The sequence below is a fragment of the Streptomyces liangshanensis genome, from assembly GCF_011694815.1.
Classification (GTDB): Bacteria; Actinomycetota; Actinomycetes; order Streptomycetales; family Streptomycetaceae; genus Streptomyces; species Streptomyces liangshanensis.
The window spans coordinates 4,237,152-4,250,000 of sequence record NZ_CP050177.1 but is presented as its reverse complement, the minus strand read 5'-3'; the positions used below and the strand labels follow the sequence as shown (position 1 = coordinate 4,250,000).

Genomic DNA, 12,849 nt, shown 5'->3' with positions numbered 1-12,849 from the left:
CGGGATCTGGGCGCCGGTACCGCCGGTGTGGTGCTGGCGGTCTTCGCCATGGCCGCTCTTGTCGTCCTCCCCTTCACCGGTCGGATCATCGACCGGCGCGGTCCGCTGCCCGTCCTGGTGAGCGGGGCGGTGCTGGCCTCGGTGGGGGCGCTCGCCATGGGGTTCTCGGGGAGCGTGCCGGCGGCGGTGATGTCGGCGGCGGTGCTCGGTGCCGGGACGGCCGTCATGCAGCCGGCGCTGGCCACGATGATCGTGTGGTGCTCGTCGGCGGCGACCAGGACGCGGGCCTTCGCGACGCAGTTCTTCCTGGCGAACCTCGGGCTCGGCGTCGGCGGGCTGGTCGGCGGGCAGATCGTCGACCAGGACCGGCCGGGCAGCTTCACGCTGCTGTTCGCCGTCGAGGCCGCGATGTTCCTCGTGCTGGCGGGCATGGCCGCCTCGGTCCGGCTGCCCCGCCCGGCCGCCTTCGCCGTGAGCGCGCTGTCCAAGGAGACCGACGCCGCCAGGCGCGCCGGGGGCGGGGTGCGGGCGCTGCTCCGGCACCGGGCGATGGTGCGGTTGCTCGGGCTGGGCTTCGTGGTGTTCTTCGCCTGTTACGGGCAGTTCGAGTCGGGGCTCGCGGCGTACGGGACCGAGGCCGCGGGGATCGACCCGTCGACGCTCGGGGTCGCGCTGGCCGCGAACACCGCGGTGATCGTGGTCGCGCAGTTCGTGGTGCTGCGGCTGGTCGAGCGGCGGAGCCGGACGCGGGTGATCGCGGCGGTCGGGCTGATCTGGACCGCGGCGTGGATCGTCGCGGGGTACGCGGGGCTCGGGCACGGGAGTACGACGATGGCGACGGCCGCGTTCATCTCCACGTACGCGCTGTTCGGGCTCGGTGAGGCGATGCTCGCGCCGACCGTCGCGCCGCTGGTGGCCGATCTGGCGCCGACGTCGATGGTCGGGCAGTACAACTCGGCCTTCGCGCTGGTGAAGCAGCTCGCGCTGGCGGTCGGCCCGGCGGTGGGCGGTCCGATGGGGGCGTCGCTGCACGGGCCGTACATCGTGACGTTCGTGCTGTTCTCGCTGGGCATCACCGTGCTGGCGCTGCGGCTCGGCCGGCGGCTCACTCCCGTGCAGGACCGGCCTGCGCTCGCGTCGGCCTCGCGGGTGGTCGCGCGGCGGGTGCCGGCGGCGGGGGCGGGGGCCGAGGAGGCGAAGCCCGTACCAGGGCAGGCGGAGCCCGTACCGGAGCGGGTGGGATCCGTACCGGAGCAGGTCGGACCCGTACCGGAGCGGGTGGGCTGACCGCTCCTGGCAGGAGCGCGTCGGCGGGCCGCTTCCGGCGGTCGTGCGTCAGCGGGGCAGGGCGAACTCGCACCAGACGGCCTTGCCGCCGCCGGGCGTGCGGCGCGAGCCCCAGGACGAGGCGATCGTCGCGATGATGGAGATCCCGCGGCCCGCCTCGTCGGCCGGTTCGGCGCGGCGGCGGCGCGGCAGGTGGTCGTCGCCGTCGGTCACCTCGATGATCAGGCGGCGGTCGGTGCGGCGGAGTCTGAGGCGCATGGGCGGGGTGCCGTGCTGGAGGGAGTTGGCGACGAGTTCGCTGGTGGCGAGCACGCCCAGGTCGCGCAGTTCGACCGGGAACCGCCAGGAGGACAGGACCCCCGTGGCGAAGGCGCGGGCGCGCGGGGCGGCCTCGATGCCGCCGAGCAGGTCGAGCGCCGCGTTGTGGAAGAGCTCGGCGTCCGGCCCCGTACGCGCCGGGTATTGGAGGACGAGGACCGCGACGTCGTCGTCGTGGTCGGCCGTCACGCCGAGGGAGCGGATCAGCCGGTCGCAGACGACCTGGGGCGAGCCCTTGGCGCCGGAGAGGGCGCGTTCGAGGGACTCGATGCCCTCGTCGATGTCCTCGCCGCGCCGCTCGACGAGGCCGTCCGTGTAGAGCACGGCCGTGGAGCCGGGCGGGAGCGCGATGCTGCCCGAGGTGTGCTGCCAGCCGCCGGTGCCGAGCGGGGGCCCGGTGGGGTCCGCGGCGCGTTCGACGGAGCCGTCCTCGGCGCGTACCAGGATCGGCAGGTGGCCGGCGGAGGCGTAGACGAGGCGGCCCTCGTCGGGGTCGTGGACGGCGTAGACGCAGGTGGCGATCTGGCTGGCGTCGATCTCGGCGGCGAGTCCGTCGAGGAGTTGCAGGACCTCGTGCGGGGGCAGGTCGAGGCGGGCGTAGGCCCGGACGGCGGTGCGGAGTTGGCCCATCACGGCGGCGGCGCGCACGCCCCGGCCCATGACGTCGCCGATGACCAGGGCCGTACGGCCGGCGCCGAGCGTGATGACGTCGTACCAGTCGCCGCCGACCGCGGCGTCCTTGCCGCCCGGCTGGTACGTGGCGGCCACGCGGAGGTCGTCGGGTTGCTCCAACTCCTGCGGGAGGAGGGAGCGCTGGAGGGTGACGGCGGTCTGCCGGTGCCGGCGCTCGCTGGTACGGAGCCGTTCGGCGGCCTCGGCGTGGTCGGTGACGTCGGCGGCGAAGACGAGGACACCGCCGGAGTCCTTGCAGCCGACGGGGGTGCAGGTGACGGTGTAGGAGCCTTCCCCGCTCTCGGGTGTGCCGGCGCCGTCCTGGGTCCGGTCGGAGCGGCCGCGGACGTGGACCTTGCGGGACTTGACCGTACGGGGCTTGCCACTGCGCAGCACCTGGTCGAGGAGCGGCAGGAGGCCCAGCTCGGCGAGTTCGGGGCAGCTGTCCGCGGCGAGGGTGCCGGCGGTACGGGGGCCGAAGGCGGCGGCGTACGCGTCGTTGACGTACGCGAGGCGGTGCTCGGGGCCGTACACCAGGGCCACCAGGGCGGGTAGTTCGCCCAGGATCTCCCGTACGGAGAGGTCCTCCAGGGAGGGGACGTCGTCCGGTACGGGGTCGGGCTGCCGCTCGTACTCACCACGGGCCGCGGGTACGGAGCCGCGGTCGGTCCGCGCGGCGGCGCGGCGCTGCGTACCGGGGAGCCGGGCGCTCCAACGCGTGAAATTCACGTCTGTTCAGGCCTCATGGGGTCGTGTTGTTCGTGTTGGCCGAGCGGAGCCGAGCGTGCCGGACCGGTCGTGCACCGGATCACTCTGTGCAGAGGTGAGCCCACCTATGGTCACACGTCGGTCACGGCTCCAGTGTCGCCGACCGGACGGCCGGCGGGCACCGGCCGAGTTCCGGTCGTTGACGTGACCTGTTGTCGGGCGGTCGATGTGACCGGTTCTGGGAGGGCGGCGTCAGCGGTCGTCGGACGGCTCGCCCGGCGTGTCCTTGGGCGTGTCCTTGGGCCTGTGCCTGGGCGTGTCCCAGGTCGTCGGGCCTCCTGGGGAGTCGGTCTTCTTGCCTCCCGCGGCGAGTTCGAACTCGGCGCGGGGGTGTTCCAGCGAGCCGAGGGAGACGATCTCCCGTTTGAAGAGTCCTGAGAGGGTCCATTCCGCGAGGACGCGGGCCTTGCGGTTGAAGGTGGGGACGCGGCTGAGGTGGTACACGCGGTGCATGAGCCAGGCCGGGTAGCCCTTGAGCTTGCGGCCGTAGACGTGTGCCACGCCTTTGTGGAGGCCGAGGGACGCGACGGAGCCCGCGTACTTGTGACGGTAGTCCTGGAGGGGTTCGCCGCGCAGGGAGGCGAGGATGTTGCCTGCGAGGACCTTGGCCTGGCGGACGGCGTGCTGGGCGTTGGGCGCGCATTCGGTGCCCGGTTCGGCGGCGGTGACGTCGGGGACGGCGGCGGCGTCACCGGCGGCCCAGGCGTGCTCGGCGCCGTCGACGCCGAGGCGGGCGGTGCACTTGAGGCGGCCGCGCGCGGTGAGGGGGAGGTCGGTGGCGGCGAGGACGGGGTGGGGTTTGACGCCGGCCGTCCAGACGAGGGTGCGGGTGGGGAAGCGGGTGCCGTCGCTGAGGACGGCGACGCGGTCCTCGCAGGAGTCGAGGCGGGTGTCGAGCCGTACGTCGATGTTGCGGGCGCGCAGCTCGCGGACGGCGTACAGGCCCATCTCCTCGCCGACCTCGGGGAGGATGCGGCCGGTCGCCTCGACGAGGATCCATTTCAGGTCCTCGGCCTTGAGGTTGTGGTAGTAGCGGGTGGCGTAGCGGGCCATGTCCTCCAGTTCGGCGAGGGCTTCGACGCCCGCGTATCCGCCGCCGACGAAGACGAAGGTGAGGGCGGCGTCGCGGAGGGCGGGGTCGCGGGTGGAGGAGGCGATGTCCATCTGTTCGATGACGTGGTTGCGCAGTCCGATGGCCTCCTCGACGGTCTTGAAGCCGATGCCGTGTTCGGCGAGGCCGGGGACGGGGAGGGTGCGGGAGACCGAGCCGGGGGCGAGGACGAGTTCGTCGTAGGTGACGTCGACGGTGCCGGTGCCCTCCTCGTCGGCGCCGAGGGTCCGGAGGGTGGCGGTGCGTTTGGCGTGGTCGATGGAGACGGCCTCGCCGAGGACGATGCGGCACCCGGACAGGACGCGCCGGAGGGGGACGACGACGTGGCGGGGGGAGATGTTCCCGGCCGCGGCCTCGGGGAGGAATGGCTGATACGTCATATAGGGCTCGGGGGTGACGACGGTGACCTCGGCCTCGCCGCTCCTGAGCTTGTGCTGGAGCCGTAGCGCGGTGTACATGCCGACGTAGCCGCCGCCGACGACCAGAATGCGCGCGGGAGGCGCCGGGGGAGGCGTCGCGGACGGGGGTGCGGGGGTCGACCCCGGGGAGATCTCAGCCATCACTCCCCCATGACGCAACGCGCTCAAGACTTTGTCCACAGCCCCGACAAATTGTGTGACCGGAGGCGGTCGGTGGGGCGGGGTGCGCAAATGCGCCGGTAATGGCGGAGGAAGCCAGGTCAGAGCGGGTGGGGAGGGGTGGGGGAGATGGTTGAATCACCCATCTTCCGGTCCTTGCTCCGATCGGGGCACGCTCCGTGCGGAACTACCCCCTTCTGAATTGACGCGGGCTCAACTATGTTCGTACCTCGTCGGGGTGTACGGCCTGTGACGGGACAGGCTCACATCGTCGACATGTCAAGCGGGGAGTCTCCGGGGGGAGACATCATTACCGGGGGAACGCTTATGCACATTCAGGATTCGCATTGGCAGGCTGCCGTCGTCTCGGACGGGGAAGGCCGCTTGGGCGCGGGCGGGCGATCGGCTCCGCTCCGCGTGGACGCGCAGCGCAATCTGGAGCATGTCCTGCGGGCGGCTCGCGAGGTGTTCGGCGAGTTGGGGTACGGGGCGCCGATGGAGGACGTGGCGCGCCGGGCCCGGGTGGGTGTCGGCACGGTCTACCGGCGGTTCCCCAGCAAGGACGTGCTGGTGCGCCGGATAGCCGAGGAGGAGACCTCCCGGCTGACCGACCAGGCGCGTACGGCGCTGGGGCAGGAGGAGGAGCCGTGGTCGGCCCTCTCCCGCTTCCTGCGCACGTCGGTGGCGTCGGGCGCGGGGCGCTTGTTGCCGCCGCAGGTGTTACGGGTGGGCGTGGACGCGGACGATCCGGTGGGGGGGCGTGGGGTTGCGCCTGGGGTTGGGTCTGGGTCTGGGTCTGGGGTGGCTTCTGTGGCTGGGTCCGGGGTGGCTTCCGGGGTTGCGCCTGGGGCTGGGGGGCTTGGGTTCGAGGGTGAGGCGGGGGCGCTTGGGCAGGCCTCCGAGGCGGGGGCTCGCGGGCGCGAGGCCGGGGCTGGGGGGTTTGGGCACGAGGCCGGGGTCGGGGGGCTTGGGCACGAGGCCGGGGGGCTTGGGCAGGCTTCTGACGCGGGCTCGCGTGGGCAGGCGGCTGAGGCGGGGGTTCGCGGCGGGCACGAGGCCGCTGCGGGCTCGCGTGGACACGAGGGCTCGGCGGGGATACGCGGCGGTCACGAGGCCGCGGCCGGCGCGCACGGACAGGCGGCCGAGGCGCGGGTGCCTCAGCAGCGGCAGGCGGGTCAGCCCGATCTGCGGGTGGTCGGACAGCGCCTGACGGTGGACGACCTGGACGACCCGGGGGCCGTGGAGCTGCTGGAGGTCGTGGGGCAGCTGGTGGAGCGGGCGCGTGAGGCGGGTGAGCTGCGCGTCGACGTGACGGTGGCGGACGTCCTGCTGGTGATCGCGACGGCGGCCCCGTCGTTGCCGGACGCGGCACAACAGGCGGCGGCTTCGGCACGGCTGCTGGACATCCTGCTGGAGGGGTTGCGGTCCCGGCCGGTTTGAGGGGCGTTGGGGGCGGCGGGGGTGTCGCGGCTGCGCGGGTGGTCTGCGCCTGCGGCTGCGCGTGCGCCGGGGGCGTTGGCTTTGGGCGTGGGGCGGCCTGGGCGTTGAGGGGCGGTGCTGGGGGCGGGCATTGGGCGTGGGCCGGGGTCCGTTCTGGGCGCGGCGGGCGTTGCGGGGCGTGCCGGGCCGGGTGCTGGACGCGGGAGCGTTGGAGGCGGGCCGGGGTCGGGTCGGGTGCTGGGCGCGGGAGCGCTGCGGGGCGCGGGAGCGCTGCGGGGCGAGCCGAGCTGGCGGCGCTGGGCGGCCGGCCTGGCGGGCGCTTTGCTGGGCGGGGGCGTGGCGTGCGTGCGCCGGCATGGGGTGCGTTGGGCCGCGACGGGCGTTGCGGAGTGCGCCGGGCCGGGCGTTGAGCGCGGCGGGCGTTGCGGGGGCGCGTCGGGCCGAAGGCGCTGTGCTGGGCTGGGGCGTGGCTTGTCGGGCCCGGCATGGTGCGCGTGCCGGGCGGTGGCCGCGCGCGGACGTCCGCGCGGCGGGCAACTCCGGCTGGGCAGGCACACGTGCACGGGCGGGACATCGGGCGGGTGGCCGCGCACGGACAACCGCGCACCGGGCAGCTCCGCGTAAAAGCACGGGCAGGGGGCGGACATCGGGCCTCGCCCGACGCCGGGCGTTGTGCGGGCGCTCTCGAACTGGCGTACTTCCAGGCGGCGTTGGGGTTCCCCGAACGGGTGAAGTGTGGGGCCGGGACGCGCGAAACGGCCCTGGACGAGGTGGTTGCCGAGCTTGAGGCGGCTTGGCCACGATGCGCTGTGGCACGCTGACCGAGTGTGTGGGTCGGACGGTGCGTGCGGGGGCTTCCGCGATGAGCGGTGATGGACAGGACGAGCCACTCGGTGGCGGTGCCGACGGCGGTACGCAGCGGCCCGGGGACGGTGCCCACGGGGGTGCGGAGCAACCTGGCGGCAGCGCCGAGGGCGGCACCGGGCGACCTGCGGGCGCTCCCGACGGAAGTGCGGAGCGGCAAACCGGGGACGGTGCCCACGGGAGTACTGAGCGAACCGGGAACAGTGCCCACGGGGCTGCGGAGCGACCCGGAGACGGTGCGCGCAGCGGTACGGGGCTGCCTGGTGGCGAGGCTCATGGCGGTAGCGGGCGATCCGGCACCGGAGCCCACGGGGGTGCGGCGGAGTCCGGAGATTCGGCGTCCTGGCAGGTGCCGAGCCAGGGCGGGCCAAGTGAGCCGTTCCCGCCGGGAGCGGGGCGGACCGGCGGACCGGGTGTTCCGGGAGGTCTTGGTGGTCCCAGTAGTCAGGGTGGTTTCGGGGCGTCAGGTGCTCCGGGCGGGCCGCCGACTGTTCCCGGGCAAGGTGGTGCCGGCCCGGTGGGCGGGCACGGCGTGCCGGAACAGGGTGGGCCCGGGCAGGTGGGCGAGGCCGGCGTGCCCGGCCAGGGCAGGGCTGGCCTAGGTAGTCCGGGGCCGGGCGGGCCCGGAGAGGCGGGTGTACCCGTCCAGGGGGGATCTGGCCCAGGTGGTCCCGAGCAGGGTGGGCCCGGGCAGGCGAATGAGGGCGACGTACCCGTTCAGGGCGGGTCCGGCGTGGATGGGCCTGGCCCGCGTGGGGCCGGTGGCGGGGGTGGGGGTGGTGTGCCCGGTCAGGGGGGTGGGCTCGGGTTGCCTGGGCGCGGTTGGGGTGGCGTGACTGGGCAGGAGTGGGCCGGCCCGGGTGGTGCCGAGCAGGGTGGGGCTGGGCAGGTGGGGGACGGCGGCGTTTCTGGGTGGGGTGGGTGGGTGCCTGGGCCTGCTGTTGAGCCTGGGGGGGGTGTCCTGGGGCAGGGGGGGCTTCTGCCGCTGCCTGGTGGGGACGGGAGTGTGCCGTCGCAGCGGGAGCGGGGGACCGAGGACGATCCCCGGTTCGGTGAGGACGCCGACGTACCGACGCTGGAACTGCCCGCCGCCACGCTGCCCCGGTCGGACGCGGATCTGGTGCAGCGGATGCGGGACGGTGACGACAGCGCGTACGAAGAGTTGTTCCGGCGGCACTCGGACGCGGTGCGGCGCTACGCCCGTACCTGTTGCAGGGACGCGCACACCGCCGACGACCTGACGGCCGAGGTGTTCGCCCGTACGCTCCAGGCCGTGCGCGGCGGGGCCGGGCCCGAGCAGGCGGTCCGCGCCTACCTGTTGACGACCGTGCGGCGCGTCGCCGCGTCCTGGACGAAGTCCGCGAAGCGCGAGCAGTTGGTCGACGACTTCGCGGTGTTCGCGGCGCAGGCCGCGCGCGTCGCGGAGGTCTCGGACGTGGACACGCTCGACGTGGGCGCCGACGTACAGGCCATGCACGAGGCCGAACAGTCGCTCGCCATGCAGGCGTTCCGCAGTCTTCCCGAGCGCTGGCAGGCGGTGCTCTGGCACACGACGGTCGAGGACGAGTCGCCCAGCGAGGTGGCGCCGCTGTTCGGGCTGAGCGCCAACGCGACGGCCGTGCTGGCCGGGCGGGCGCGCGAGGGGCTGAAGCAGGCGTACCTCCAGGCCCATGTGAGCACCGCGCTCACCTCGGGCGGGGACTGCGCGCGGTACGCGGACCGGCTCGGGGCGTACGCGCGCGGCGGGTTGCGGATGCGGGCCGAGCGGGGGTTGCGCAAGCACCTGGAGGAGTGCGCGAAGTGCCGGGTGGCGGCGGGTGAGCTGGCGTACGTCAACTCCGGGATTCCGGCGCTGGTGCCGATCGCGGTCATCGGGTGGTTCGCGGTGGGTTACTCCCTCAAGGCGGCCGGGATCATCGCGGGCGGCGCGGGGGCTGCCGGGGTGGCGGGGGCTGCGGCTGTGGGGGGTGCGTCCGGGGGGGCTGCTGCGGGGGGTGCGGGTGCGGGTGCGGCTGCTGGGGGTGCCGCTGCTGGCGGGGCTGCTGCGGGCGCGGGGGCCGGGGTTGCTTCTGGGGGTGCGGGGGCGGCCGGGGCCGCGGCTTCCGAGGGGCTCGGGGCGCCGGTGAAGGTCGGGATCGCGGGGCTGGTCGTCGTCGCGACGGCCGGTCTGGTGTGGGCGCTGGCGGGCAACAGTCCGGAGGACCCGGCGAGGCCGGACGCGAAGCCGCCGGCGGCTCAGCCGATCGTGCCTGGTGTTCCGGAGCCGGTTCCGGAGCCTTCGCCGTCGCCGGCGAGGCCGCGTGCGCCGCGGGTGTCGCCCGTGGCTCCTTCGGCGCGTCCGTCCGCGTCCGTACGTACGCCTCGTGCGGCGCCGTCCCGGACGCCGTCGGCCGCGCCCGCGAAGCGGCGGCCGTCGCCGCGGCCCTCGGCTCCGCCGGTCGTCAGGCCCGCGCCCACGTTCAAGCCGCCGAAGCCGGCGCCCGTGCCGGCGCCCGCGGTGTACCAGGTGAACCAGTTGAAGTACGGCGTCCTCGGGGACGGCACCGCGCCCGAGGTACGGCTCCGCGGGAGCGGGTGGCTCTGGCAGCGGTCGGGCGTGTCGATCGGCGGTACCCGGTACGCGTACGGGGTGACGATGCACGCGAGGTCGTCGGTGACGATCGACCTCAACCGGAGCTGTACGTCGTACGAGGCGATGGTGGGGGTGGACGACATGACGCTGGGGATCGGGGCTGTGCGGTTCTCCGTGTACGGGGACGGGGGGCGGTTGTGGCGGTCGCCGGTGCTCAGGGGGGGTGAGGGGGCAGTTCCGGTGTCTGTGGGGATTTTGGGGCAGCGGTCGATTCGGTTGGTCGTGGAGCCTGAGGGGGCGTTTGACGCGGTGGCGTTGGCGGATTGGGCGCGGTCGCGGATCTCCTGTCGGTGAAGCTCGCGGGGGGTGCGCGTTGGGGTCCGTCTGGCCGGTGCGCGGGTGCGGGTTACTGCTTTGTCCTCAAGCGCCGGACGGGCTTGATTTGCCCGCTGCGGGCCGTCTTTCGACTGCGGGTTGTCGCCGGGGGTCGGGCAGGGGCCGCGTCCTGCACTGCATGTTTTACGTCGCGCGCGACCAGTTGTTTGCGGTAACGCCCATCACGCGACACAAAACACGCTCTACGTTCCGGACACGACCCCTGCCCGCCCCCCTTCCAGGCGCACGCCCAAACCACCCGCCCCTTCCGGGGGCTTGCTTTCAGCCCGTCCGGCGTTTGAGGACGTCTTTGACCCGCACGGTCACGACCCGCGCAACCCCTCCAGCCCGTCCGGCGATTGAGGACATCGGTGAGCCGCGCCCGCGCAACCGGCCGACGCACAACCAAGCCCGTCCGGCGATTGAGGACGTCGGGGTGCGGGGGGTCAGGAGTGCAGGGTTGGGCGGGGGGTTACTCCGCCTGCTACCGCGCGGCGGCGGGGGGCGGCTGTGCCGGTCCAGCAGGTGCCGCGGCGCGCGAGGAGGCGGCGTAGCCACAGCTCCGTCGAGACCAGGTCCGCCAGGCCGTCCAACGGCACCGGCACCCCCTCCGCCGCCGCGCGCAGCGCCTTGCGGACGACGCGGGCCTCGATCAGGCCGGCGTCCGCCAGGAGCGGCGCGTCGAAGAGGGCCATCAGGTCGCCGATGGCCAGGCGCAGGCCCGCCCGGGTCGCCGCCGCCGTCCCGCCCCGGGACGTCGCGCCCCAGCCGGGTGGCAGGTCGTGGATGCCGGCGCCCGCGAGGACCGTGCGCAGGACGTCGGCGCGGGCGCCGGGCTGGACGCGCAGGGCCTCCGGCAGCAGGCGGGACGCGCGGACGACCTGGTTGTCGAGGAAGGGGGCGTGGAGGCGCTGGCTGCGGATCTCGGCGGCCTGTTCGAGTACGCGGTGGTCCGCCGCGTACCGGGCGAGCGCCGCGCGGGCGCGGGCATCGCCGGGGCGGGGGACGGACGTGGGGCGGGTCGCGGCGGTCGACAGGCGAACCGATACTTCGGCCAGCGCCTCGCCCGTGAGCCAGCGCGCGGCGGGCCCGGGCCGGGACCAGGTGAGCGCGGCGAGCGACGCGCCGAGCGGCCCGTTCGCGGCGGGTGCGAGCGGTGAGCGGTTGGCCTCGGGGAGGCGGGCGGCGGCGGCTTCGAGGCCGGTGCGGTATGGCGTACGGGCCAGGCGGCGGGCCGCCCGGTAGACGGTGAACGGGACGAACACCGAGGCGGGCGAGGCGCCTTCGGCCTTGGCGAGGGCCGCGACGGGGTGCAGGAGGTGGCGTCTGCGCCGGTCGAGCAGGAGGTCGGCGAGGCGGGCGGGGTGCGCGTCGAGGACCTCGCGCGCCCCGGCGCCGGTGAAGTGGTCGGCGCTGCCCGCCGCGAGTCGGCGCCGGTTGCGTTCGGCCAGGACGAGGGAGGGGCCCGGCTCGTCGGTGAGCGGGCCCTCCAACTCGGCGTACGGCAGGGCCTCCTCGCCCGCCGCGACGACGACGTGGTGGAGCCGGGGGTTCGCCGCGATGGACCGGGCCCGCTCCAGCTCGGCCTCGTCGCGCCCGCCGGTGGCCAGGTCGTTGAAGGTGACGGCGAGCAGCCGCTCCCCCGCGCCGGTGCCGTGCCCGAGGATCGTGCCGGGCGCGCCCGGCAGCCCGGCGGCGAGCAGCGCGAGGGTCCCGGAGGCGCTGCCGCCGGACAGGTCGGCGCCGATGCCGGGGACGGGCGCCCCGCGGGCGGCGCGGCGTTCGGCGGGGCCCATGCCGGGGACGGGACCGGGGTCGGGCGGCAGGGTCTCGGGGGCGTGGCGCGGGGCCGTCAGGCGGGCCCGTACGGCTTCCACGAGGGCGTCGCGGACGCCTTCGACGGCCCGGTCGGGGTCGAGTTGGGGCGCGGCGACGGCGAGCGAGGCGACCTGTTCGTACCCGGTGATCTCGCGGGACCCCTCGCGCAGGATCAGCGCGTGCCCGGGCGGGATGCGTTTGACGCCGTCGTACGGGGTGGCGTCGCGCAGGGCCTCGGGGCTCTCGGGGCAGGCGAGGAGCGCCGCCAGGTAGCCGATGTCGAGCTGTGCCTCGATGAGGTCGGCGAGGGGCAGGGCGGCGGTGGCGTAGGCGGTGCCGGCGGCCCAGGGGGTGTAGAAGACGGGGCGGGCGCCGGCCAGGTCGCCGACGACGGTGATGCGGCGGCCGATCTGCGCGACGGCGGTGTAACTCCCGGGCCAGGCCGTGAGATGCCGCAGGGCCCCGCCGCGCGCCGCGAAGAGCCCGACGCGCAGTTGCTCGTCGGTGGCGCCGCAACAGCCCAGGATCGCGAGGCGGTTGACGGCGTCGATGCTGACGACGCGCACTTCGTCGGGGCGCCAGTCGCCGACGGCCCAGAGCGGATCCGGGTCGCCCCACAGGAGTTGGGAGCCGACCGGGTGGACCGTACCGCCCCCGGAGCTGTCGCCGTCGGCGAACCCGACGGCTCCCGCACTGCCGTTGCCGCCCGCCGCGCCGTTACCGCCGCCCGCGCCGCCGTTGCCGCCCGCGTACCCGCCGACCGCCCCGGCGACGGACCCGCCTACGTTCCCCGCGGTGCCCGCCGTTCCGAAACGCGCGGCGATACTGCTCCACCCCACCAACCAGCGCATCGCCGCCTCCACAGCCTGTGGACAAGTCGCATCGAGGCCCGTACGGGAGCTCGGTCCGAGGCGTGGACAGTAGCTCGATCCGGGCCGTTCGAGGACATGCTGCCACGACAACAGCACACAGGAGGGGCCGCCGGTAGCCCCCGGGCGGCGGACGCGCGACAGGCGCGAACATGCGAATGCGCCATTGGCATGGGC

The 12,849-nt window shown here is 74.7% G+C and carries 5 protein-coding genes and 2 pseudogenes (1 of these 7 cut by a window edge); 4 read left to right on the top strand and 3 right to left on the bottom strand.

What is annotated here, in order from left to right:
• Positions 1–1,287, top strand: partial view of an MFS transporter gene (locus HA039_RS18330; protein ID WP_167037056.1) — the 3' portion only. Its footprint begins 99 nt before the window's first position; the window shows 1,287 of its 1,386 coding nt (coding positions 100–1,386); its start codon lies beyond the left edge, outside the window; the stop codon is at positions 1,285–1,287.
• Positions 1,288–1,335: 48 nt separating this feature from the next.
• Here HA039_RS18330 and HA039_RS18325 read toward each other — a convergent pair whose 3' ends face one another.
• Positions 1,336–3,006 (bottom strand): ATP-binding SpoIIE family protein phosphatase, encoded by a 1,671-nt coding sequence (locus tag HA039_RS18325; RefSeq protein WP_167030952.1) that lies wholly within the window; start codon positions 3,004–3,006, stop codon positions 1,336–1,338.
• A gap of 231 nt (positions 3,007–3,237) precedes the next feature.
• Positions 3,238–4,716 carry an NAD(P)/FAD-dependent oxidoreductase gene (locus tag HA039_RS18320; protein ID WP_167030949.1) on the bottom strand — a complete coding sequence of 493 codons (1,479 nt, stop codon included), beginning with the start codon at positions 4,714–4,716 and terminating at the stop codon, positions 3,238–3,240.
• A gap of 345 nt (positions 4,717–5,061) precedes the next feature.
• Between HA039_RS18320 and HA039_RS34065 the strand changes: the two are divergent.
• The 3 genes and pseudogenes from HA039_RS34065 to HA039_RS33600 all read left to right on the top strand — a co-directional run.
• Positions 5,062–5,664, top strand: a pseudogene (locus HA039_RS34065) (TetR/AcrR family transcriptional regulator); the annotation flags it as partial.
• 294 nt (positions 5,665–5,958) lie between these two features.
• Positions 5,959–6,174, top strand: a pseudogene (locus HA039_RS34060) (SbtR family transcriptional regulator); the annotation flags it as partial.
• A 1,696-nt stretch (positions 6,175–7,870) separates the two neighbouring features.
• A complete protein-coding gene (locus HA039_RS33600) occupies positions 7,871–9,964 on the top strand; it encodes a sigma-70 family RNA polymerase sigma factor (RefSeq protein ID WP_425086359.1) in 2,094 nt (697 codons plus the stop codon).
• A 467-nt stretch (positions 9,965–10,431) separates the two neighbouring features.
• On the opposite strand, the gene HA039_RS18305 is transcribed toward HA039_RS33600, so the two are convergent.
• Positions 10,432–12,654: an asparagine synthase-related protein gene (locus HA039_RS18305; RefSeq protein ID WP_243869542.1), complete on the bottom strand. Its 2,223-nt coding sequence runs from the start codon at positions 12,652–12,654 to the stop codon at positions 10,432–10,434.
• Between the last annotated feature and the right edge of the window lie 195 nt (positions 12,655–12,849).